Source organism: Mesorhizobium sp. WSM4898 (genome assembly GCF_029625845.1).
In the GTDB taxonomy this organism is placed as follows: domain Bacteria; phylum Pseudomonadota; class Alphaproteobacteria; order Rhizobiales; family Rhizobiaceae; genus Mesorhizobium.
In genome coordinates this window covers 1-23,977 of the sequence record NZ_JARTVQ010000020.1, presented here as the reverse complement: position 1 = coordinate 23,977, position 23,977 = coordinate 1, and the positions used below count along the sequence as shown (strand labels likewise).

Genomic DNA, 23,977 nt, shown 5'->3' with positions numbered 1-23,977 from the left:
CATAAGCCGAAGGAATCCTGAGTACGAATGAGCCGCAGGAGGCATTTGACGAACGGGGAAGCAAGGGCCTCGTCGTCCCCGTGGACAGCAGGGCCAACCGGTTCATGAGGAATTTCGCTTTTCCCCAATTTCAGTACTCCTCTTGAAGGACGATCTCTTTTTCTGCGATGTGTGGTTCGGGCGCTTGCGTGGGCGGGGAATGGCTTGGGCGAGCCGATCCCACGCAACAGTGTCCCGTGGCCGACCTCGAGCACGTCCACCAATGCGAGACCTTTCACCGCGGCGCGAACGCCTGCGCCGCGGTTCGACCCGAGGTAAACGCAATGGAAATTCCACCTGCCGCAAGCCGCGCACTTTTGCGGCATCGACGTTATTGCTGCGAAGTGCGCCTGGGCGGGCGGATTTGCCGGTGTTCAATTCCAATTGTCATGCCCTTCGCGATCCTTGCTCAGGAAGTGACAGCGTTTTGAGTTTCGGAAGTCTTGTTTTGCGGAGCCACACAGAGACCCGCGTGACAGGCAGGCTCACCCGTGTAGTTGGCCAGGGCTTGGAGCAACGAGGTGAGGTAGCGCTGTTTGGTTTGGTCCGGCACTGGCTCCGAATGGTCCAGCGATTTGATTGCCACCTCGATCAACTCGATCGCCCGGTCCTTGTTGCCGCTCTCGTAATAATACTGAGCGACCGGAAAGTAACACCCGAATTTAAAGTCTCCATCGCCTTGCGGAGGATTAAGTTCCAGGATCTGTTCGGAGAGCTCCTTGCCCATCGCAAAGCGATCATCATGCGGAAGATGGGAGTTGTCGATCGTGGGATGGAAGAGTTGGTTCAGCGCCATCACCACCCAAGACATCGCTTCGAACTTTTTGTTGATCGCGTCCTCGACCAATTCGCGCATAAGCGGCAAGCCGGTTTTGATGTCGCGCAGCTTGTGAAGCAGAATATCCGCATGAACCCGCCGAAAATCAAAAGAGTCTGGCATCACGGCGAGGCCTTCTTCGATGGCCAATAGTGCCGCTGCCCAATCCTCGTCCTGCATCGCCGGCCCAAGTTTGGCGTATATCGGCTGACTCAGCGACGATTCGCGCACACGCGAGATTCGCTTTGCATCGACGGCTTTCGCTTCATAGCTGCTGCGCCAGCTGCCGTTAAGGACTTTCGGCAAAACGTCATCGAGAGGTGCCGGGTGGCCGATATAAGCGATGTGGCCGTCGCGGTCGACCACGAACGAGGTGGGAATCCCGAACGAAGAGCTGGGTTCCAGCCAGAGCTTTTTCATTTCGCCAGTGCAATCGAACGCTGTCCGATAATTCAGATTCGGGAACTTCTCGGTCAGCCAGGCATCCACGTTGGTCCGCGCTTCGTCCGCGGTTGCAGCCTTTTCGCAAGCTGCGACTCCGATAATCTCAAATCCGCTGTCTTTATATTTCTCCTGCAGTTCGATCAAATGGGGCATGGCGTGGACACATGGTCGGCACCAAGTCGCCCAAAATTCAACGAGGTAGACCTTGCCGGGCCGAAGGCTCGTGAGGGGCTCGCCACGCAGCCAGTTCTCCACTTTCAGCGCAGGAGCCGGGGACCCCATACGCAGTTCCATCTTGGTGTCCAAAGTCATTCCACACCTTTCGTCTCTTTTGTCGCGGAATATTTTCCAGTCAAAATCGGACACGGTCTCGAGGGCATTGCTCCCTCTCGCTTGCTTCAGCGGAGCTCTCACCGTGTTGCCGCACATCAAGCACGGCAAAGGGCATGCCAACCCTTCTTAGCTTCGGCAAGCGCCGGTACCGCCTTGAATAAGCGAGCCCTAACACGGCCAGCTGACGTTAACCTGAATGTCGGCTTTCGACGGCTCACCTTAGCGGCTGCCGTTTAGGAAGGTGAGAGTTTGGCTGGCCCGCTGGCGATAAGACCGGCTTCGGCGTCCTGGAGTAGTCGCACTTCGGCGATGGGGTCGAAAGTGCGGGAGAGGCTCGGTACCCTTGCAGCCACCGCCGCATGTGGCCCGGCGTCATAATTCGCGTCGCGGTTGCCAACGGCGGCGTTGGGCTCGATCCACGTGGCGTTGAGCCCGACAGCACGTAAAGCTGCATCGTGATTGAATGCCCTTTGCTGTTTCACGCCAAGCAGGAGTCGCGCGACGCTACCTTGCTCAAGCGCGAGCAGAGCGATCTGACGCCGTAGGAATATTGCTCGTCCCGCTTTTGCCGCCAGAGGCGGAAATCTTTCCTGAATGCCACCGCCGATCATCAATATCGACGAATCATATCCCGCTGCCCATTTGTTCGACTCCGAGGTCGGGCCAGCACTCCGTCAAGGGACGGTTGATGAACCCTAGATGCTCGGGATTGGCGCATGGCGCGCGCCGCAGAAGGCTGTCAAGGATGCGGCGCGCTCGCCAGGCCAGCAGCCCAAAGTTCGGATCAGCCAGCCCGCGCTGTCCAAGGCAGGCGTTCTGAACGAAAAGGCGTCGGTCTCGCGGTCCGTCCCAGTACACCGAAAAATCCTCGCCGATGGCGAGCTCATTGCCGATCTGTTCGAGGCGATCTGCGATCGGTTCTAGGAAACCCGGCAGCGGTTTCTCGTACCCGGTGGCCAGGATGACGATATCGGCGGTTACTTCTCCGATGTTGTCCAAGCCGCGTTGCAGCGTGAGCCTGTGCCCTGCTCCGGCATTGATGCAGCGCGACACGTTGCAACTTGGCCGCAATGTGATCTCGCATTGGTGTGGCTCGAGAAAGGCGTGGTGGTAGAGCGCCTGATAGACCGCGCGCAACTTGCTTTCTGAAATGCCCTCGGAGGCAAGCGCGAAACGCCGCAGGAACAGCTGTCGATGCACCTCGCTCATCGCAGCAAAACGATCCGAGAAGCATGGCGTGAACAGCCCGTTTGTGAACGCGTGGTCGTCGAAAGGCATCTCGCGCGTCAAGACCCATGTGATCGCCGCGGGCCGCCGTTCTTTCGGCCGGCCGACAAGGTGCAGTAGCAGCTCGGCTCCCGACTGTCCGCCGCCAACAACGCAGACATGCTTTTTTTGCACCTCAGGATTGATGTGGGCCAACTCAGATGAGTGGAACAGGTTGGGTCCAGTCCAGCCATGAAACTGAGGCGGAATTTGCGCCTGCTTGCCTATGTCGATGACGAGGTTTCTTGCATCAAGGACCGCGTTGTCCGTCCGCACGCGAAACTCGCCGTCAAAGCGGATTTCGCGAACGGCCTCGCCGCCACGGACAAGCGGATTCTTCTGGAACGCCCAGTTGAGATATTGGGCGAACTCGGCTCTAAGCACCCCGTGAAATTGCGCATTGAGGAAATTGTAAAGACGCCCGTTCTCGTGGAGGTAGTTTACGAATGTGTAGGCTGATCGCGGATTGACCAGAGTAACCAGATCCTGGAAGTGGCCGACCTGGAGCTCCGCGCAATCGAAAGCGCTGCCTGGATGTCCTCGGAAATCGACCTCCCGGTCCAGGAACAGTGCCCCTTGCGCAATCTCTTCCTGTATCTGACACGCAAGGCTCAAATTAGATGGTCCAGCACCCACACCAATACAAAAGAGGTCCACTTATCCTTACTCCTCTAGGAGTGTTTTCCAACTCAGCGGCATGTTGACGTCGATTGCCGGGCATTGAGCAATGCGAACCTCACAGGCATGCTTGAGCCGCGGTCCCGACTGAGAGGACAGCAAAAGCGTGTGCCGCCTTCCAGGTCTTGGGCTCAATGTCGGCGGCATCGACAGCGGCGCGGCGTGATCCGAACCCAAGAGCAGAAGGAAAGTGTGTGATGCTGTCGCGCGGCTCTTCCGGATCTTACGGCGGCTTCTAGCGCCGGCCTCCACCCCAGGAGTGGCTGTTTCCCTGCCACGACGGAAGCGGCTCTTTCTTTCGAGGGGCGTAACCATGGATAACGGCTCTTAATGCTTTCGGAGACTCCCATGCATGCGGCGTGCCGGATAAAGACCTGTCAAACCAACGAGTTCGCGCAGTTCCAGCTCGTCTGGAATCCGACATTGTCGCACGCCCGACGATCGGGCAGGGGAAGCTCCGCGGCAGCGGCCCTTGCACACCGCAGGCTGACAGGGACAGCCGCCGATTTGACGCGCGTCCGGGTACTGATAAGGGGCCTTCCAACAGGGTTCGCGCACGAGGCGGGGTCTCCTGGTACACCCGCCCTGTGGCTTGGCTGCGGTCTGCTGCAGCCGTTCGTCTTTACTGCCCGTTGCGGACGATCTCGCACGAGTTGGTTCACGAGAGCGTCGTGAAGCAGTCGAGGCGTCCGGTTTGGCTCTGACAAGCGTCGCAAGATGTTCGCGGATCCAGCCATGTCTCCGCAATCCGACCGGTAACCGACGACGACTTCGGACTGGTTGGCGGTCCTACGACCTGATCGGTGTTCCTACGGAGCTGATCAGCGAGCCAAAAACAGCGGCAATGTGGTCTTCCCAAAGCTCCAGCTCGGCGGACCGCCGAAAATCCGCTCACGCAGCCCACGGCTGCCATAAGCACCCATAACCATCATGTCAGCACAGATGTCGTTCGCGTGCTGGGTCAGCACTGTGCCCGCCGATTTGCCGGCGCTCTTAAGCAGGTCAACGGAGACCCGAGCACCGTGCCGAGTAAGATAGGCAGCGATGTCAGCTCCAGACTGCGCGCCTTTCCCGTTGTTTTGCGCCTTTGGATCGACCATAGCGACACAGACTTCCTTGGCAGCGGATAGGATACTAAGAGCTTCCCGAACCGCACGCGAGGCCTCTACACGCGAATCCCAGCCGACCAGCACGCGTCGAGGCGACAGCGTCGCCTTAACGCCCTTCGGCACGATGAGCACCGGCTTTCCGCTATCGAACAAGCAGCCGTTGACAACAGGAGGTCCGAGAGTCTCATCGTTGAGGAGGTCTCCTCCAACGATCGTCAGGTCAGCGCAGAGCGCCCGCTGTCGTGCCACTTCACCGAGGCTAGCCGGATCGCAATAGTCGGTGTCAACGTCACAGGAAAGCGACATAGCTTTCAGCCTTTTGAGGATATCCGCGGACCGTCTTTCCATTCTGGTCACGTCCTGTGAAAATTTCTCGATTTGCTGAAATCGATAGTTCGGTACTGCAATTGCCTGTGCACGTCCTGTATTCCATTCGGGGGGCGGAGACGACATCAAGAGCAATGGAGGCGGTATAATGAGTACCGATAGGTGCGCGCCGACCTCGGCACACAGTCCGGCAGCTGTTGTGAGGTCCTCATCAGAATGATCAGCACCCGTCACACTGAATATGCTTTTAAATTCCATTTGCCTGCTTCTCCTGGTCTTCGTTAGGAGCGCCTCAAAGCGGCAACACCGCTCTCAGGAGGAAGAGAGAGCGGCACCACGTTCGATCACCGATTTCAGTCGTCCGGCTTCTCGAGCGAGTAGCCGGCCGACCTGACGGTGCGAATGACGCTGCCGGGCAAGGCCGTTTTCAGCGCCCTCCTGATTCGGCTGATATGGACATCGACGGTGCGTGCACCGACATGAATGTTGGGCAGCCAGGCCGCCCCGATAAGCTCGTCCCGGCTGAAGACCTTGCCGGGGGCCTCAATCATAAGCCGCAGCACGTTGAAATCGATCCGTCCGAGATGGATGTCGTGGCCATTACCGCGAACCCGATGGGCATCGAGCTTCATCTCCAGGCCTCCACAACAAATCCAACTGTCGTTTTCAACCCCGTTCGGACCACGCTTGGTCAGCCCGAGCCTCGCCCGCAGGCAGTCGAGCAGCTTGGCCGGAGCCACCGGCCGCACAAAGCTCTCAACGCCTGCCTTCAAGAGATCGAGGTGCTGGTGCTCGGCGCCAGGCGCGATCAGGGCGATGATAGGCAGGTCGGTGGTGCGCGGTTCCCGCTTGAGGTGGGCGCAAATTGCGGACCCGTTTATGCTGGCTGGGTCGCAATCCAGCACTACGGCCTGAAGCTCCCGTTGTTCGGCCAAGGCCAGCGCAGCCTTCGCGCCGTCTGCCGTCTCACTGCTGAAACCGTCAACCTCCAGTATGTGGCTGTAGAGCAGATAGAACTCGGCATCTTGCGAGCAGATCAGGACCAGCGGCTTCTTCATCGGCGATACCCCAACAACCTGGTCGGCCTCGAGTCCCTGGATCGAGGGGACTGGCCAACATAGTTTCTCGGGTCCGTCATGATGGCCTTTCTCGAAAATCGCGCCCATCATGCCAGCGCCACGTGGGGAAAGGTTTCGATGACTGAAATCGCATCGTCGACCAGCTTCGTACCGGCCGTGGCGAGCTTCAGGAGCGTCTCGAAGCCAAACCGGTGGACATCGCGCAGCGTTTTGGACAAAACGACCAGCCGTCCGGTCGTGAAAAGCACCCGACCAAAACCCTCATGGCTCACCTGGATCATCGGCGATGCCATAAGGCCGCAGCGCTCCTCGATCGCAAGCCCGATGGCGGCGTAGTACTTGTCGAGCCTCCACAGCACGTCGGGATCGGGATCTCCGATGATTGGGATCCCTCGGCGCTGTTCCTTGGTAATGATGAAGTCGCCCAGCAGCTCAGCGTCCGCTTTGCGTTCCCACGAGCCATAGGAATCCTGAGAACGGATCAGCCGCACGAGGCATTTGACGAACGGGGTGCAAAGAGCCGCCTCGTCTTCGGCGACAGCTGGGGGGATTGCGGGGTCAGGCATTGGCGTCCTCCTCTTTTCAGTCCTCGTCCTCGAAGGACGGTTTCTTTTCGGCAATGCCCGCTCGCGCCAGCACCTTGCGCAGCCAAGGCGGAGGACACGTCCTGAGCATCATCTGCGTGCGCAAGAGCACCTGTGGGATCGATTGGGGCTCCGCCACTTTGATCGGGTGGATTTTTGCCGCGACAAGCTTGGCTGCCGAAGGGCCGCCAATTGCCAGACAAAACAGGATCTGACAGCCCTTGAGCGCATCCACCTTTGGCGTGATGCGATCATCGCGCTCGGCCCGATGCTCCCCGCTTTCATCGGACACGTCATCGAAGGCCACGGCTTCTACGAGATTCCATTCCTCGCGCGTCACGTCGTAGACAGCAAAGCGCCTGGCCGACCCGAAATGGGCGTTGAGGTCCTGCATGTCCTGAGTGGCGATCGCAACGCGCAATGCGCCCTTACGTCGTTCAGGCATCGGGGCGAAAACCTCACTACTGACCAGCGAGAGGCGGCGAACAGCGTTCATCGTGATATTTCTCGATTACGGAGTGGATCAAGCGCCTCAGGAGTGGGCGCGTGTTGGTTGGCCTGGAAGATGCTGGCGACCTCGAAGATCATGTCGCGGGTGCCCTGATAGAGAATTGCGAGCTTGTGCTGGCTGCCTAGTCGATCGAAGACCGGGAACCCGATGCGCATGAGCGGAATTCGGAGCCGCTCCGATGCTTGGCGCCCGTGCGAATGCGTGACAAGCAGGTCAGCACCGACGGCAAGACTTTCCAGATCGCCGAGATCGCCGATCTGAACCGAAACCGCCGGGACTTTCTCGAGAATTTTAGACCTGTCGGTCGTTGTGACGGCCGCGGCTATCTCGGAGCCGAGGCCAGCAAAGAAGGTCGCAAGTTGGAACAGCTGGTCTGGTTCGGCAGCGATGGCAATTTTCTTGCCGCCGAAATGGAAATGTCCGTCGAGCATCGCGTCCTGCAATTGCGCCCGGCGCCGGCGCACGCGGGCCGGTACCGCCGCGCCCGAAATCGCAGACAGCAGCGACACGAAGCGGTCCGTGTCCTGCAGCCCAGTCAGTGACTGGAACAACACGTAAGGCACGCCGGTCAACCCGTGCAGCGCTTTCGCCGGGCGGCGCATGTGCTCACCGATGGCGATGCATTGCATGGCCGTGCCCAACTCGCGAATGTCTTCGACGCTGGTGCCGCCGTATGTGGTCGCTACCCAGCGGTCAGGAACCGTACCGTCGAGCGAGCCTGAAATGTCGGGCAGAATAACCGGCTTGAGCCCAAAGCTTTCAACCATGTCACGCATATGCTCGATGTCGGCGACAGTGAGGTTGCATCCGGGCAGGATCGCGATCTTCTTCGGCTGCCGCGCACGTTCGCCCGAGCCTGTAATCCCTTTGATCATTGCGGTGACTGCCTTGGCCCAGCCCTCTTCGATCGCGCCGTCAAAATCCGGCGTGTTGGCCAGCACGACCTCCGTACCCGCAAGCTCTTGCGTGTGCTTCAGCTTGATGTTCGCAATATCACTCGCGCAATCTTCGCCACGCGTCTCCACCAGCGCGGTCGTGCACACCCCGATCAGCTTTGGCTTCGTGCGGTTCTTGAGGTTGAGGATGGCTTCTTCAAGATGGTCGGCAGCGCCGAGGATGGTCGCCACCTCATCCATCGCTGTTGTCTGCAATGGAATCGTTTCTTTGAAGTGCCGTACGAAGAGCACGAGCGCGAAGCTTGTGCATCCCTGGCTGCCGTGGAACAGCGGCATCGCGCCGTCGACCCCAAGAAAGGCAAAGGCGGCACCCAGCGGCTGCGACGACTTCAGCGGGTTCACCGCCGCGGATTTGGTCTGGGGAAGGATGCGGGCCATCGGTCGCCTCAACACTCGCTGAACTCGTGTGCCGTCGCGCCGGCGAATTCATCGAACAGGTGCCCGGACTCCTTCTTCGTGCATGGCAGTTCGTCTTTTAGATCAGGCTGGCAATCCCACGGGGCCGGCTGGCGCACCTGAGACCAGACCGGATTGTGAATGGCGAGGTCGATCTGGCGTACGAGTTCCACCATGCCGGCATAGCCGGCATAAGGGTGCTGGCGCTCCTGGTTGATATCGAGCCAGGGCGTCTTGGCCTTGAGCGCAATGAATTGCGTGCGACCGCCCGACAGCATGATATCGGCCCTGTGTTCAGAGAGCATGGCGTACAGCTCGCGCGCAGCCATGTATTCGAACATATGCTTGTCGTGCTTGAGAACTTGTTTGATGCGCTCCTTGTCCTGCACCGTAGATTTCTTGACCGAGGTGCCGACGATCTCGATTCCGATCTCCATCAGCGCACGGACAACCGACCAGGACTTCACACCGCCTGTGTTGAGCAGCACGCGCTTGCCTTGGAGCCTTTGCCGGTAGGATTCGAGTTTCTTCCACGCGATCGCCTCCTGCTGCGCGATCAGCGTCTCCGTGCGCTCGAGGATCTCCGGATCGGCGCCCTTCCTCACCAGCAGCCTGACAAGGTTGCGAAGAGCTTGCGATGTGTCGGAGATGCCATAGAAGGAGCCCTCGAAGAACGGGATGTCCCAGCGCTCCTCCATCTTGCGGGCAAGACTGATCAGCGCGGTCGAGCACACGATCATTGCCGCCCGGGCGCGGTGCGCGGAAGCAATGTCGCGGTAACGCGCATCGCCGGGAATGCAGGCGCGCACCCGGATGCCGAGCCGATCGAGGAGCGGCTTTACAAGCCAGAATTCGCCCGAGAGGTTGAATTCGCCAAGGATGTTGATGTCGTAGGGCCCGGGGTCGTCGGGTTCGACCGTGCCGATGACATGATCGAGCAACGCCTCGGCGGCGAGCTTGTTGCCGAGGTTCTTGGAGCCTGCCAGGCCAGGCGCATTGATCGGCACCACGGCCAAACCGAACTTTTCCGTGGCGCGTTTGCACACGGCCTCGATGTCGTCACCGATCAGCGCCGTTACGCAAGTTGAGTAGACGAAGATCGCCGGCGGCGCGTATGTGTGCTTGATCTCGCGGATCGCCTTGAAGAGTTTCCGCTCGCCCTGCCCCATCACCAGGTCGAGTTCGGTGAGGTCGGTCGTGAAGCTTGTCCGCCACAAGGTCGGCCCTGACGAAACCGCACCACGGTTGTCCCAAGAATTGCCCTCGCAGGCGAGCGGCGCATGGACCAGATGCGCAACGTCGGTGATCGGCTGCAGGACGATCTTGGCTCCGTCAAAGGCGCAGCCGCCGGCTGCCGCCCCTGGTGTCAGCGACTTCGAGCAGCCCTCCTTGCGCGCCTTGGCATCTTTGCCACGGTTCTTATCGCAGGCGGGCTCATCGAAGGCGTCCTTGATTTTGGCGCTGAGGGAGGACATCGCTCAGCCTCCCCAGTCCATTGGGCAAGGAATGGCCTCGGCGAAAAGCCGGCCACGGCTCTTAGCGCGTGAGGTCATAGGAATAATCCGTCACACCCGTCTCGCTCGTCTCGCGATCGAGTTTGTCGAAGATCTTGTCGAGGATCGTCGTCAGCACGCGCAACGCGCCCTGGTAGCCAAAGAGCGCAAAGCGGTGATGATGGTGCCGATCGAAGATCGGAAACATCAGCCGGATCAGCGGCGTTCCGGTGTCGCGCTCCAGGTACTTGCCGTAGGAATTGCCGATCAAAAGGTCCACCGGCTCGGTAAAGAGCAGCGAGCGCAGCGCCCACAGGTCCTTGCCCGCCCAAACCTGGGCAGCCTTGCCGAAAGGCGAGGATGCTAGCAGCTTCTTCAAATCGGCTTCCCATGCCGAGGTGCCATTGGTGGCGAGGCAATGGGTTGGCTCGCCGCCGGTCTCCATGACAAAGCGGGCCATTGCGTGAACGAAGTCGGGATCACCGTAGATGGCGTATTTCTTACCATGCAGCCAGGATTGGCTGTCCGCCATGGCGTCTACCAGTCGGCCGCGCTCGAGGCGAATTGCCTCGGGAATCTCCTTGCCGGAAATCGCCGCGACCTCCATCAGGAATTCGTCCGTCGCCTGAACGCCGAGCGGATAGTGGAACGAGGCCGTCGCCTGCCCGACCTCCTCGCAATAGCCCAGTGTCTTTCGGGTGTTGTGATGCTGCAGCGAAAGCGTTGCCTCGGCGTTGAGGGCCTTCTTCACCTCGTTGATCTTCGTGCCCCCGTCATACATGCGGTATTCACCGTCCGAAGGCGTATCGAACTGGTCAGAGGCATCCTGGATCAATGTATAGGACACGCCCATTACATCGAGCAGGCGCTTGAGCTCCCGGTTGTTGCCGACGCAGAAGCCGTCGAAGCCCGGAATGATGTTGATGGTTCCTTCGATTTGCGTACGCTCCTGACCTTTCCAGAAGTGCTCCAAAATGCCTTTGACCATGTTGTCATAGCCGTCGACATGACTGCCAACGAAGGCCGGGGTGTGGGCAAAGGGCACGTCGAAGTCGCGCGGGACTGAATCTTCGTCCTTGGCGTTCTGGATGAAGCTGTGCAGGTCGTCGCCAATGACCTCTGCCATACAGGTCGTCGACACGGCAATCATCTTGGGGTCGTAGAGCTGGTAGGTGTTGGCGAGCCCGTCGACCATGTTCTTCAGGCCGCCAAACACCGCCGCATCCTCGGTCATTGAGGAGGAGACCGCCGCGGCAGGCTCCTTGAAATGGCGCGACAGGTGCGAGCGGTAATAGGCGACGCAACCTTGGCTGCCGTGGACGAAGGACATGGTTCGCTCGAAGCCGGCGGCAGCGAATACCGCACCCAGCGGCTGGCAGGCCTTGGCCGGGTTCACGACAAGCGCTTTGCGGGCGAGGTTCTTTTCGCGGTATTCCCACGTCTGGGTGAAATCGCGCTGATCGGAAACGATTTCATCGGGGTGCGGACATTCGAAGTTTAGCTTCTTCTCAGCGAGCATCTTTCTGTATTCCGGCTCGCGGAACAGGGGAGCGTGATCGAGAATTTTTTCAGCCGACTGCGGCATGATGATTACCTCTTTTGCATCTGGCTGCGCGGGACGGCAGCTCAGGACGTCAAGACGTTCCAGGCTCCGGCGGATCAGAGGCCGCGGGAGTTCACCGTCTCAGTGGGAGACTGGGGCTGAAGCAAATGTTTATTCGGCAGCCATCGCCCGCTCATCGCCCCGGCTTCTTTTCCAAGGCGCGTGGAATAGGTCCCAGACCGGGTTGTTAATGGCGAGATCCACATCACGTGCGAAAATGGCAAAGCCGTCGTAGCCGTGATACGGGCCTGAATAATCCCAGGAATGCATCTGGCGGAACGGTATGCCCATCTTCTGCACCGGGTATTTTTCTTTGATTCCCGAGCCGACCAGATTTGGGCGAATCCCTTCGATGAATTTCTCCAACTCATAGCCGGTCACGTCATCGTAGATCAGCGTGCCGTTCTTCACGTAGTGGCCGGTGCGCTGATAGTCGTCGCTGTGGGCGAATTCATAGCCGGTGCCCACGATGACCATGCCGAGGTCCTCGTAGGCCGTGACGACGTGGCGGGGGCGCAGGCCGCCGACATAGAGCATCACGGTATTTCCTTCCAGGCGCGACAGGTACTTGGCGATGACCGCATCAACAAGCGGCCTGTACTTGGCAATGACCTTTTCGGTCTTCTCCTCGATTTCCGGCCCAAAATGCTTGGCTATGTTGCGCAGAGAGGCTTCGATCTGGGAGGGACCGAAGAAATTGTACTCCATCCAGGCGACGCCATACTTTTCCTCCATATGCCGACAGATGTAATTCATCGACCGGTAGCAGTGGATAAGATTGAGCTTAGCCTTCGGGGCGCGCTCGATCTCTGCGAGTGTGGCGTCACCCGACCAGTTGCCAACCACGCGCAGCCCTATCTCCTCAAGCAGTATGCGCGAGGCCCAGGCATCGCCGCCGATATTGTAGTCGCCGATGACGTTGACGTCGTAGGGGCCGGCCTCGAACTTGACATCCTTTTTGTCGAAGACCCAATCCCGGATTGCATCATTGGCGATGTGGTGGCCAAGCGACTGCGAGACGCCGCGGAAGCCCTCGCAGCGTACCGGCACGATCGTCTTGTCATACTCCTTGGTCTTTTTGCGAGAAACGGCCTCGGTGTCATCGCCAATCAGGCCGATAGGGCATTCGGACTGCACGGTGATGCCGTTGTTGAGCGGAAACAAGACTTCAATCTCGTCAATGATCTGTTCCAGCTTCTTGTCGCCGCCGAAGACGATGTCCTTCTCCTGGAAATCGGAGGTGAACTGCATTGTCCCGAACGTGTCGACGCCCGTTGTACCGACGTAGTAGTTGCGGCGCTGCGACCAAGAATATTGGCCGCAGCCGACCGGGCCGTGCGAGATATGGACCATATCCTTGACTGGCCCCCACACCACGCCTTTCGAACCAGCATATGCACAGCCGCGAATCGTCATCACCCCGGGAATGGACTTGATGTTCGATTTGACGTCGCATTCGGAAAGGACCTCGCTTTCCCCGCCAGCCTCGTTGCCGCTCTTTGCGACGTTGAGGTGCTTCTTGCGGCGCTTCGCCGCCTTGTCGGGATAATGCGACAGCACCTCTTCGATAAGCTTCGCATGAAGAGCACCGTCATTCTCGTATTCCCGGCTCATGAGTCCCCCTTTCAAGGTTGGGTGACGCCTCAAAGAATAGGCGCCGTTCTCTGCAAGGCGCGCCGATTCATGGCAGCGCTAATGTCACTACTGGGCCGCCGCCTTCGCCGCTTCCTTGGAGTGAAGCTCGGCAAGCATCTGCTCGTCGGTCTTCATGATGCCGAAGTCGAGCAGCATCTCCTCCAGCTCCTCCATGGTGATCGGCGTCGGGATCGTACCCTGGCCCGAATTGGCGTGGATCTTCTCGGCCAGAGCGCGGTATTCCCCTGCCTGCTTTGAGTCCGGCGCGTACTGGATCACCGACATCTTCCTGAGTTCGGCATGTTGGACGATGTTGTCGCGGGGCACGAAGTGGATGAGCTTGGAATTCAATCGGCCAGCCAGTGCTTCGGCCAGATCGAGTTCGCGGTCGGTTTGACGTTCATTGCAGATCAGCCCGCCCAGCCGCACACCGCCCGAATGGGCATATTTGAGGATGCCCTTGGCGATGTTGTTGGCGGCATAGAGCGCCATCATCTCGCCGGACATGACGATATAGATCTCCTGGGCCTTGCCTTCGCGGATCGGCATGGCGAAGCCGCCGCATACCACGTCGCCGAGGACGTCATAGGAGACATAATCGACATCGTCATAAGCGCCATTCTCCTCGAGGAAATTGATCGAGGTGATGACGCCGCGGCCGGCGCAACCGACACCCGGCTCGGGGCCGCCGGACTCCACGCACTTGATGCCTCTGTAGCCCACCTTGAGCACGTCCTGGAGTTCGAGGTCTTCCACCGAGCCTTCCTGTGCGGCGAGATCCAGGACGGTATCCTGAGCTTTCGAATTCAGGATCAAGCGTGTGGAATCGGCTTTGGGGTCGCATCCTACGATGAGGATTCTCTGCCCGAGGTCGACAAGGGCAGCGAGCGTATTTTGGGACGTGGTGGACTTGCCGATGCCGCCTTTTCCGTAAAAGGCGATCTGACGCAGACCTGACATAATAGCTTTCCTTCCTTCGTTCTAATTATCGCGACTGCCCGCGACACAAGTGCCGATAGGCAGCTCGTGCCGCCTCACACCAAGCATCGCAAAAAGCGTACCAGCGTGATCGGCCGATCCCAGAAGAAACTTTGTCATTAAATTCCAGCCGCTTAGACGGCGGCAAAACGCGCGAACGGGCCTTTCAGGCGTCTGTCACGGACACGACAAAGCCGACACAGATTGTCGTGCGCCATCCAAACCGCCGTGTGTCGAGCTCGAAGCGGGAGAATGGGGAAGTTAGCCCAAAGCTGATGGCGAGACCATCGGAAGACATCGGCTCTTGTCTTTCCAGCCTGCCATTGATCGGGCGGTCGCTGGATGAGCAGGAGCCTGGGGCTTGACCGCGGCGCGGGTAGTTCAGGCAGGCTTACAGAGCGGGAACGCCGGCGGCCGATAGACATCCGCGCTTAACCTTTCATAGCCCGTCTACAAGTTGGTTCCGCCGACGCGCTATATGGAAGCCAAATAATTCAGTAGCTTAGCCGAGAGCATTGATTTTTTCAGAAAGATACGTGTTATACGCGTATGAACCGCCGAACCCATGGTCGGCGCCCTCATGCGCGTGAGACCCCGTTGTGGGCGAGGCTCGCGACTGGCTGCACGATCCTAGCCGGCCTGCTTGCCATTGAGTTTGGTCCCGCCGCGGTAGGCTGCGGCATCAAGGGCAACATCAGCTACAACACTGGCAAGAAGATTATCACGTTCTTGGACAGGAATCTTACTGGGAGACACGCATCAACCTATTGAAGGGCGAGCGGTGGTTTTGTTCAGAGGAAGCTGCACGAAAGGCGGGCGGGCGGGCTTCGAGAGGTTAGTGTCGCGGCAGCTTGCAGATCTGCCCACGGGGCCGCCACGATCGCAAAGTGTGTACAAAAGCGCCCTCTCTGCCGAACTGAACAGTGCTCACGGCCATAGCCTCGGATGAGCCCGACTGGCTTGACCTCTGCATGATGAGAGCAGCTTTTACACCAGGTGCGCAGCACATGTCTTTAACGAACGCATCGTCTTCAAGAATATAGAGAGCAATTCGGAAAACCGAGTAGTTGGCGGCGAAGCTAGGAGAAGGTATACACTACCCTCTTGTTACCCCAGAGTAGAACGTGCAGCTGCGGCAAGACGCGGGCTTCGAACCACCTGTCGCTGGTCACCTTTTCTACCAGCGGTTCCATGCGCATCATATTCCGTCGGACTCGACAGAGACGTCTTCATTACCACGGCGGGGCGGCGTGTGATTGCCGGGTTGCAGACAAACCTCGCCGCGACGTATTTGGGACGAGTGGTGTCGGCACCGAATCCCTATCATTTAGACTAGCCAGCTTGGGGAGCGCCGTCAGACCGCCAGACCGGAAGAGGAGGCTTCGCGCCAACTTGTGCCAAGAATGTTGGACCGTGCGGAACCGCTGGGGCGGCGCTCAACTCTGGCGCAGGATGAAGCGTCGATTGGGTGAATGAATAGGGCGCGCGTTCGACGGGTAGAGTGAGGCAAATCGCTGGATGTCTGCCGGATCAACGTCAACCGGTTCCATCGCCACCATCCACTCGACGTTTTCGGTGCACGGCGGCGTCGTCAGTGAGCCCTCATAAGTCCAATAGCCAAGCGAGGCTGGCAGAAGCCAGTTGGGATTCACCTCGTCGATCGTCACCTCCCCATTCGGCAGTTCGGGAAAGGCCGCAGCAAGGGCAGCAAAGCTGGCATTTGTCGCGCCGGGCGTTAAAAAGACGCCCAGCACGCCCAGAGTACCACTTTGCGTGTCCTTGTGAACGAAATGCACCTCCATCGGGAAGCTCTTGCCCGCCACGTGATGTTCGCTTGGCGCATGGAAATGGAACTGTACCAGTTCGTAGACACGATCGCCGCGGGTCAGCGTGCTGCCTTGTGGCATATTGATTTGAATGGTGTGGCCGTTGTTCACCATATTGCCGCCGCCCTTGTGCCAGCCGATGGCGATATGCGGGATATCCGCCTTGACCGCGCTGTTGATATTGATCGGCGATTGCTGCGTGCCGGCAGAGCATACGAAATTTTCCTTATCCAGATCAGCCCAGTGCTCCGGTCCGACCGGACCGGTGTACCCCCAATGGGCACTGGTCGCTTGGGCGGCTTGAACGCAAATCCGGCATGCGCCGAGCGCAACCAACCCTTTGATCAGGTGACGACGATACATATTACTTTTGCTCCTCTTGCGAACTGATGTTGGTGGCTGCCCTAATGGACGCGTGATGGCCAATCGGCGCGGCCAGTATTGTCCTTTGCAACTGATAGATGCCCGCACGCCTTGGCGTGCTTTCATAAGTGCGGCTGCCGTTTCTCGGCTGGCCGGCTTCTGCAGCCCGCAACGGGGGCAGTTTCAACCAGCTAAACGATAAAAAATTTTAGCAGACCAGCGCTTGACCCCCGCCGCAAAGGCACAGGCGAAGGTGATCACTGCGCGGCTGCCGTTCGCGCCGGAGGCCGCATCGCTATACTTTACACTCGCTGCCCAAGGAGACGCAGGCGACCCCAATACGTTTTCATCGCTACTCCCGACGCAGCCGACCCACGCCACGAAAACGTTGCTATATTTCACGTTGGGCCAATGAGGAAATCGATCTTCTTTATGGAAGGCATTTGCGCAATGGATGCATTCCCATGCTGACAGTCGTGCGTCAGGCCGGACAATGAGATACATCGATAAGAGCTGGACAAGGATGAGGGGATGACGTGCTTGCGACGGAGCAGGTGGGGCGAGAAGGCCAGTTCTTGCGGATTTCAACTTTGCGTGACGACAGCTCATCGGAGTCAAGGTGACACACGCCGGCAGCGGGGTGTCCGGGCGGTTTCCAGCCGCACAATCGCGAGACCGCTGACGCGAACAAAGCTCGGCTGTACTCGGCACGCGAAGAGAGCCTGCCAAGCCGTTGGAGCCCGGCCTTCCGGTGCGACGCAAGCCACAGACTAGACCGCCCTCTTGTTACCCCAAAGCAGAACGTGCAGCTGCGGCAACACGCGGGCTTCGAACCACCTGTCGCTAGTCACCCTTTCGACAAGCCATTCCATTCGCATCATTATTCCGTCCAAGTCGACAGAGGCGTCTTCACTGCCAGGGAGCGGCGGCGTGTGATTGCCGGGTTGCAGATAGATCGGAAGGTGCGGATATCTCGCCGCGACTTCTTTGGCGTAGGCATAGTCACTCTCGTCGAAAACGACGAGCTTGAGCACGATTTGCGGCTTCTCTTGCGCCGCTTCGAGGCATGCATCAAACGCAGCCCAACGGGTCGTCATCTCGCTGGACGGCGGCTTTGGGCTAAGGGTCAGCACGTCAAGATCCGCAAACCACTCCCTCACCACGGAACCCTGCGTTTCCAGTGCAAAACGATAGCCCTCGCGATGGCCTCGTTCTATGAGGGGACCGAACGGCTGAATGGCCGGGTTGCCGCCTGACAAGGAGACCATAACCGGCCTGCCGCCGGAAAGCGCATGGACGGTTTGCCACACGGCATCGATCGGCATCGGTAGCCATTCATGGCGATACTGATTGTCCACCGCGTGAAGGCTGTCGCACCATGAACAGCGATAATCACATCCGCCGGTTCTGATGAACACCGTCGGCAAGCCGATGAGCACGCCCTCGCCCTGGATAGTCGGCCCGAATATCTCGCTCACACGGATTGCGGGATGCATGTCGGTCACGGACGGTATTCCGCCCAAGTTTTCGGTGTTTCGCTAACGCGCACGGCCGCGGTCTGCGGCAGACGTGCCTTGCACCATTCATAGAAATGTCTGGCCAGGCATTCCGCCGTGACCTTCTCATGTCCCAGCACGTCGTTGAGGTGCCGATGGTCGAAGCTCTCGTCAATGTAGCGTTTGAGCGGCGCCAGATCGTGATAGTCGCGCACGAAGCCGTGGGCGTCCAGTTCCTTGGCCGACAGCTCCACTACGACGACATAGTTATGCCCGTGCAGGCGCGCGCATTGATGGTTGGGAGGCAAGGAGGTGAGCTGATGCGAGGCCGAGAAGTGGAATTCCTTGCTGATGTGGAACATTACGCGCGCCTCCTGCGCAGCGCCTCAAGCCAGAAATCGGCGTCCTCGTAGTCGGTGGGATCAGCGTGCCCGGCGAGATGGAACGCTTCGCGCCGCTCGACGCAGGTCCCGCATCGTCCGCAGTGACGCACGCCGCCCTTGTAACAGGACCAGGTCTCAGCAAACGGGGTGCCGTATCTTGCGCCATCCGCAACAATGTCAGCTTTTCCGAGATTCACATACGGTGCATAGAGGCGTATCTGCGCATAGCCGTCGAGCGCGCGGTCTTGCATTGTCTGGAAAGCTTCAATGAAGGCCGGACGGCAATCGGGATAGATGAAATGGTCCCCACCATGCACGGCCGCCGCCACCGCTTCGGCGCTGTGGGCGGCGGCGAGACCGAAGGCGATTGCCAACATGATGGCATTGCGGTTCGGCACCACCGTAATCTTCATCGTGTCTTCGGCGTAGTGGCCGTCCGGCACGTCGATACTGCTAGTCAGCGCTGAGCCGGAAAGGCCACGGCCAATTTCGCCGATGTCGATGATCTGGTGCGGGACCTTCAGTCGCTGCGCGCAAAGAGCGGCGAAGCCCAATTCCTTCCTGTGCCGTTGGCCATAGTCGAAAGATAGAAGGCCGGTGAGTTCGTGCTCCGCTGCCACCATGTGAGCAAGGGAAACGGAGTCCAATCCGCCAGAGCAGACGGCGAGAGTCTTCATCATTGGTATCCTTGTTTTGACCGGGTAAGGCTGCGACCGGAGATTTCTCTGCGCCCCCACTACTCCAGCGACTCAGTTTTGTGAACCGGGAGAATTTGCGCTCAGCCCGATTGGAACGGGAGTGCGTCGCGTCCAACACGCGTGATCAATAAAAGTTGAGCGCTTCAGCAGTTTGTTTCGCATCGCGCCAACTTTCGCAACCTGCTGTCCGATCGTCGACTTCGAGACAAGGTGATGTTCGGCCGACATCGGCTGACTCTTAATTAAGCCGCAGAACACATGTTGGCTTTCTGGCCTTCGCTTGTGCGGTTGGCGAGGGCGACATGGATGCCAGCAAATTTGACATTGGCGACATCCGCCTGGAGAACCCTGCGCGGCGCGATTGAGGCCGCAGGCGAGCCTGCTCTAACTGCCGCCCTACAGTCCCGACTTCAATCCGATTGAGAACGCCTTCGCCCAACCTAAGGCGCTGCTGCGAGCAAAGGCCGAGATAACCATCAAGGCTCTATGGGACTGACGTTGCCCCAGCAGTTTTGAGTTCGTTTCCGGCGTGGGTTGTGCCCTGCTGGGCGGGTGAAGCGACGGGCGCTGGCGCGGAGCCTTTGGCATAGCGCAGCGCGAGCGACCGTCGCGGATTGAAGGTGCTGGCGAACTTGGCCGGGGTCTGCCAGGGGGGAGTGCGGCCGCGCGGTGTTGTAGTCGGCGTGCCACAGGGCGATGGCTACGCGCGCCTGAGCCAGCGAGGTGAACAGCGTCTCGTTGAGCAGTTCATCGCGCAGTCGGCCGTTGAAGCTCTCGATGAAGCCATTCTGCATCGGCTTGCCGGGCGCAATGTAATGCCATTCGACGCGGTTCTGATCCGCCCAGGAGAGGATGGCGTTCGAGGTGAACTCGCTGCCATTGTCGCTGACGATCATCCTGGGCCGGCCCCGCTCGGTGATGAGCCGTCCAATTCGCGGGCAACCCGCATGCCCGAGAGAGACGTATCAACGATGAGTGCGAGGCACTCTCTCGTGCAGTCGTCGACGACGGCCAGGATGCGGAAGCGGCGCCCGTCGGTGAGCTGGTCCGATACGAAGTCGAGCGACCAGCGCTCGTCGGGCCTCAGCGGCACCAGCATCGGCGCCCTGGTCCCGATCGCCCGCTTGCGGCCGCCACGGCGGCGACGGCGAGCTTCTCCTCCCGATAGAGCCGGAACAGCTTCTTGTGGTTCACGACCAGGCCCTCCCGCCTCAGCATCACGAGAAGACGCCGGTAGCCGAACCGGCGACGCTCCTGCGCGATCGGCCTTCATCCGCTCGCGAACCTCGCGGTCGTCCGGCCTGCTGGTCTGGTAGCGAACCGTCATGCGGCAACAGCCGATGGCTTTACACGCCCGCCGTTCGCTCATCCCGAAGCCTTCCTTCAGGCGAGCGACAGCTTTCCGCTTGGCGGCGGGCGTCACCATTTCTTTCCCACAAGGTCCTTCAACGCGGCATTGTCGAGCATGGCGTCGGCCAAAAGCCGCTTCAGGCGCGTGTTCTCGTCCTCCAGCGCCTTCAGGTCGCCGAGCCTCGGTGACATCCATCCCGCCGAAGCGGGCCTTCCAATTGTAGATCGAGGCGTCGCTGACCCCGTGCTTGCGGCACAGATCGCCAACCGATACCCCGGCCTCGTGTTTCTTCAAAATTCCGATGATCTGCTCTTCAGAGAAGCGGCTGCGTTTCATGTCCTGGTCCTCTGGATGGGCCAGAACGAACTTCAAACCGGATTAGATCAGAGGGGCAAGGTCAGGACGCCTCGGCGCGGTCGTCGACCTCTTCACCCCAGCCGAATGTGCCAACTACTTCAAAGCCGCAGGATATGACCTGGATCAGATAGGACGTGCTCCAATGGTTTACACCTGACACAGGAGTCCGGCCCCCACAACCGTTTCGCAATGAGGAGCAGCGCTGCCGCTGCTCCTCCAATCACACGACGGATTCACGATGCGGCAACTCGAGCCATGATTTCGGATCCAATGGCCGATGCGGTGTATAGTGAGGCATCCAGCGGCAAATCCCCAAATGCCAGTTGACACAGAAGATAATTAGCACCTGCCTCTTCCAGCTGATCAAGGAGAGCTTTTCGGACAGAATCTGCCGTTCCCACGACGCACAATTCACTTTCAATTGCTGCATCGAAGTTCAAAGGCAAGTTTGGTGGAGTGGAAATGGCATTTAGTTCGTATAGAAATTTGAAGCTATTGAGCCATCGTTCATAGGCAGGTGCTGCGAGCAAATACGCATCTGTTTCAGAACGCCCTATCACCACCATTCGGAGCAATCCAAGAAATGGCGCTTGCTGGCCAATGTCAGCATCGTGAATTCGGGCGGCGCGGAACGCGTCGGTAACGCTGCGAACAGAAGTGGAAGGTCCGACGCAGGCGATGTTTGCCCCATTCGCAGCGGCCCAGCTAGCCGGCTCGGGTCGATTGGTGGCGATCCATGTCGGCGGACGGGGATATTGGTGAGGTCTCAACGTCAGCGGAACATCTTTCAACTCAAAGTGGCGGCCCTGATAAGAAAGCGTCCCGCCTTTCATCGCATTGATGAGAATCTCACTGGCCTCCGCATACTGTTCTGGTGCTGCTTCTACAGCAACCCCGAAGTATCCCAATTCAGTGGGAGCAGAGCCGCGCCCTATGCCGAGTTCAAGCCTGCCGCCGCTCAACTGATCAAGCATGCAGATCTCCTCGAAGGCACGCAGCGGATGATAGAGCGCAAGTAGCATTACCATGGGACCAACACGAAGACTGCGGGTTCGCTGGGCGACGCTCGCTAAGAACAAATTCGGTGATGGACCTCTGCCATGCGGCGTACAGTGGTGCTCGGCGAGATGATACGCATAAAAGCCATAGCCATCGCACGCTTCTGCTAGGCTCAGCCGATCTGCATATTGTTGTGCGATGTCATCGCCGTTTTCGTCCAGATGATCGAAGATGCCGAAGGTCAGGCCCGAAGCGGAAATTTTCTTCAATTAATTGTTCTCCAAATTACCTATATTTATTCGCTAATCATCATAGCTCACGACATATCATTACTTGATGCTTAATGTGAATCGACTTCATGCTTGTGAGCACCGCGATCCTTCTTAAAGTTCATACAGACGCGTTCGGCGGCAGCAAGGAATTTGTCCATCTGCTCTGTGGTGCCAATGCTGACGCGAATACAGTTCTTCAAATCTACGTCAGGAAAGCTGGCGATGAGGATCGCCTGCTCTTTCAACGCGGCTTGCCAGCATGAGCCCTCCTGTCCCGCCGGCACACGGGCCAGCAAAAAGTTTGCGTGGGAGGGTGTTACGGAAAAGCCAAGTTGCAACAGCGCCAGGGTCACTCGCTGTCGTTCATGCTTGATGTGCCTGTGGTTCTCTTCGTAGGCGTGGCGATGCGCAAGAATGCTTTTCCCGACCGCCTGCCCGATCACGTTCATGTTGAAGACATTCTGGATGTTGCGCAGCCTGCCAATGATTTCTGGGTGACCGAAACCGAAGCCGACTCGCACGCCAGCGGCAGCATAGCTCTTTGAAAAAGTCCTCAAGATCAAAAGATTCGGATGTCTATTGACGAGGCGCAGGGCATTGTCGGGTGCGAAGTCAACGTAGGCCTCATCCAAGACGACCAAGCGATCTGCTTGCTCCACAAGGCGTTCGATTTCGGCCACCGGCACGAATGTTCCGGTCGGATTGTTCGGATTAGCCAACAGAATGAACTTCGCGTCTTTTGCGGGGCCGGACAGCAGTTTTTCTATCGGCAGGGGATGAGCTTCGCTCGATGCGATTTCGAGAAACTCGGCACCCTGCAACATGGCAAGTTTACGGTTGAACGAAAATCCGGGCGACAGCATTGCCACTCTATCTCCTGGGGCGAGGAAAGCTCTGTAGATGAGTCCGAGCAGCTCCGACGAACCGTTGCCGGCAATCACCTGATCTTTGGAAAATCCGTAAGCATCGGAGGCAGCTGCCCTTAAGCTGAGATTGTCGTCTTCCGGATAAAGATACTGGTGTTCGATCGCAGCAATTGCACTTTGCATTACGCTCTTCGGCAACGGAAACGGGTTCTCGTTCGTATTTAGCTTAACGCAGTTTGCATCCGTCGCTGGTCCGTTGGACGAGAGAGCATCTAATTTGCTGGCCACCGGCGAAAAAAGCGAAAGCACGGTCTTCAGTTTTGCATCGCACATGTTCTTCTCCGTTTTTCAGTCCCGCAGGGCATGTGACATGAGGCAATCGTTGATCGTGACTTGATCGACGTTCGGCTATATCAGCGCTGCCTTCCCACCCTGGTGGGGATCGCCGACCACGGTTTGGATTTGACACCGGGAAGCTGTCGAGAACCTGATGACGACCCAACGTTTGGCCGACGGCCGATTCGGCGCAACAGACGGTGTTTCAACATCGCATCGTCCTCAAAGCCGCATGCAGGGCCTGCACGACAGCCCGTCTCCAGCGCCCGCAGATAGGTGGAAGCCGAAGTCTTGCCGAACCTCAGTTGCTCTGCCACCTTGGCCCACCGGACTGCCCTGTTTATGGGTCAGGCGCAGGATATCTCTGACGCTCGTTCGTCTTGCTTGCTTCCGTCTTGGCATGGGCTCTCTCGGTTTGCTGATGAGAGAGCCAAATACCGGCTCATCTGAGCATGAGACGCAGGCCTGACGATATGGAGCGTCGCTGGTGGCGCGCGTAGCCGAGAGGGTTCGCCTCGCTGGCGGGGCATGCAAGACGGCGCACCTCCTTAGCCATCCTGTCCCATCGTCTCAGATCGTGAGGCGCACCTTATAGTCGGTGAGGAGATCTTGCAGGGTCAGGTTACGCCCTAGCGCTTAAGGTTGTTGGTCGCACCGAGCAAGCGCGGGACCTGTCGACGGACAACAGCGGTGCCACTGCCGGCACTAGGTGTGAGCTTTCGAGAGGTTGTCCATTCGGACCGGACCGAGGAGACTGGAGTTACCACGCTTCAGCATCCATC

At 58.8% G+C, this 23,977-nt stretch carries 18 protein-coding genes and 3 pseudogenes; 1 reads left to right on the top strand and 20 read right to left on the bottom strand.

The features are described from left to right. Positions 1-448: 448 nt before the first annotated feature. The 17 genes and pseudogenes from P9228_RS30625 to queC all read right to left on the bottom strand — a co-directional run bounded on the left by P9228_RS30625 (position 449) and on the right by queC (position 18,993). Positions 449-1,594 (bottom strand): TlpA disulfide reductase family protein, encoded by a 1,146-nt coding sequence (locus P9228_RS30625; RefSeq protein ID WP_063170388.1) that lies wholly within the window; start codon positions 1,592-1,594, stop codon positions 449-451. 272 nt (positions 1,595-1,866) lie between these two features. Next, positions 1,867-2,244: a hypothetical protein gene (locus P9228_RS30620; protein WP_024505270.1), complete on the bottom strand. Its 378-nt coding sequence runs from the start codon at positions 2,242-2,244 to the stop codon at positions 1,867-1,869. A gap of 13 nt (positions 2,245-2,257) precedes the next feature. Continuing rightward, positions 2,258-3,556: a SidA/IucD/PvdA family monooxygenase gene (locus tag P9228_RS30615; protein WP_063169368.1), complete on the bottom strand. Its 1,299-nt coding sequence runs from the start codon at positions 3,554-3,556 to the stop codon at positions 2,258-2,260. A gap of 842 nt (positions 3,557-4,398) precedes the next feature. Continuing rightward, positions 4,399-5,271, bottom strand: a complete 873-nt coding sequence (locus P9228_RS30610) for a universal stress protein (protein WP_063169369.1) — start codon at positions 5,269-5,271, stop codon at positions 4,399-4,401. 95 nt (positions 5,272-5,366) lie between these two features. Beyond that, positions 5,367-6,071 carry a response regulator transcription factor gene (locus P9228_RS30605; RefSeq protein WP_224571202.1) on the bottom strand — a complete coding sequence of 235 codons (705 nt, stop codon included), beginning with the start codon at positions 6,069-6,071 and terminating at the stop codon, positions 5,367-5,369. Between the two features lie 107 nt (positions 6,072-6,178). Continuing rightward, entirely contained in the window at positions 6,179-6,658 is a 480-nt protein-coding gene (locus tag P9228_RS30600; protein WP_024505267.1) for a NifX-associated nitrogen fixation protein, read from the bottom strand. 16 nt (positions 6,659-6,674) lie between these two features. Continuing rightward, a complete protein-coding gene (gene nifX / locus P9228_RS30595; RefSeq protein WP_063169371.1) occupies positions 6,675-7,172 on the bottom strand; it encodes a nitrogen fixation protein NifX in 498 nt (165 codons plus the stop codon). Continuing rightward, positions 7,169-8,521 (bottom strand): nitrogenase iron-molybdenum cofactor biosynthesis protein NifN, encoded by a 1,353-nt coding sequence (nifN, locus tag P9228_RS30590; protein WP_024505265.1) that lies wholly within the window; start codon positions 8,519-8,521, stop codon positions 7,169-7,171. Before nifN ends, nifX begins: the two co-directional genes overlap by 4 nt. 8 nt (positions 8,522-8,529) lie before the next feature. After that, a complete protein-coding gene (gene nifE / locus P9228_RS30585) occupies positions 8,530-10,014 on the bottom strand; it encodes a nitrogenase iron-molybdenum cofactor biosynthesis protein NifE (protein ID WP_024505264.1) in 1,485 nt (494 codons plus the stop codon). A 61-nt stretch (positions 10,015-10,075) separates the two neighbouring features. Then, a complete protein-coding gene (gene nifK / locus P9228_RS30580; RefSeq protein WP_024505263.1) occupies positions 10,076-11,617 on the bottom strand; it encodes a nitrogenase molybdenum-iron protein subunit beta in 1,542 nt (513 codons plus the stop codon). Between the two features lie 129 nt (positions 11,618-11,746). Further along, on the bottom strand, positions 11,747-13,249 hold the full coding sequence (gene nifD / locus P9228_RS30575; protein WP_024505262.1) for a nitrogenase molybdenum-iron protein alpha chain: 1,503 nt from the start codon (positions 13,247-13,249) through the stop codon (positions 11,747-11,749). A gap of 87 nt (positions 13,250-13,336) precedes the next feature. Further along, a complete protein-coding gene (gene nifH, locus P9228_RS30570; RefSeq protein ID WP_024505261.1) occupies positions 13,337-14,230 on the bottom strand; it encodes a nitrogenase iron protein in 894 nt (297 codons plus the stop codon). A gap of 1,097 nt (positions 14,231-15,327) precedes the next feature. Then, positions 15,328-15,524, bottom strand: a pseudogene (locus P9228_RS30565) (7-carboxy-7-deazaguanine synthase QueE); the annotation flags it as partial. Positions 15,525-15,684: 160 nt separating this feature from the next. After that, complete coding sequence (locus tag P9228_RS30560) at positions 15,685-16,437, bottom strand: carbonic anhydrase (RefSeq protein WP_063169372.1); 753 nt, start codon at positions 16,435-16,437, stop codon at positions 15,685-15,687. 770 nt (positions 16,438-17,207) lie between these two features. Further along, complete coding sequence (gene queE, locus P9228_RS30555) at positions 17,208-17,933, bottom strand: 7-carboxy-7-deazaguanine synthase QueE (RefSeq protein WP_164548811.1); 726 nt, start codon at positions 17,931-17,933, stop codon at positions 17,208-17,210. 5 nt (positions 17,934-17,938) lie between these two features. Next, on the bottom strand, positions 17,939-18,295 hold the full coding sequence (gene queD / locus P9228_RS30550) for a 6-carboxytetrahydropterin synthase QueD (RefSeq protein ID WP_063169374.1): 357 nt from the start codon (positions 18,293-18,295) through the stop codon (positions 17,939-17,941). Next, on the bottom strand, positions 18,295-18,993 hold the full coding sequence (gene queC, locus P9228_RS30545; RefSeq protein ID WP_063170389.1) for a 7-cyano-7-deazaguanine synthase QueC: 699 nt from the start codon (positions 18,991-18,993) through the stop codon (positions 18,295-18,297). The genes queD and queC overlap by 1 nt, the downstream gene beginning before the upstream one ends. A 369-nt stretch (positions 18,994-19,362) precedes the next feature. Between queC and P9228_RS30540 the strand changes: the two are divergent. Continuing rightward, positions 19,363-19,504 (top strand): annotated as a pseudogene (locus P9228_RS30540) (transposase); the annotation flags it as partial. Here the strand turns inward: P9228_RS30540 and P9228_RS30535 are convergent. From P9228_RS30535 to hisC, 3 genes and pseudogenes are all read right to left on the bottom strand, one after another. Continuing rightward, positions 19,499-20,701, bottom strand: a pseudogene (locus P9228_RS30535) (IS3 family transposase). The pseudogenes P9228_RS30540 and P9228_RS30535 sit on opposite strands and share 6 nt — an antisense overlap. A 254-nt stretch (positions 20,702-20,955) precedes the next feature. Continuing rightward, positions 20,956-21,990 carry an LLM class flavin-dependent oxidoreductase gene (locus P9228_RS30530; protein ID WP_063169375.1) on the bottom strand — a complete coding sequence of 345 codons (1,035 nt, stop codon included), beginning with the start codon at positions 21,988-21,990 and terminating at the stop codon, positions 20,956-20,958. 71 nt (positions 21,991-22,061) lie between these two features. Beyond that, entirely contained in the window at positions 22,062-23,192 is a 1,131-nt protein-coding gene (gene hisC, locus P9228_RS30525; RefSeq protein ID WP_063169376.1) for a histidinol-phosphate transaminase, read from the bottom strand. Positions 23,193-23,977 lie beyond the last annotated feature (785 nt).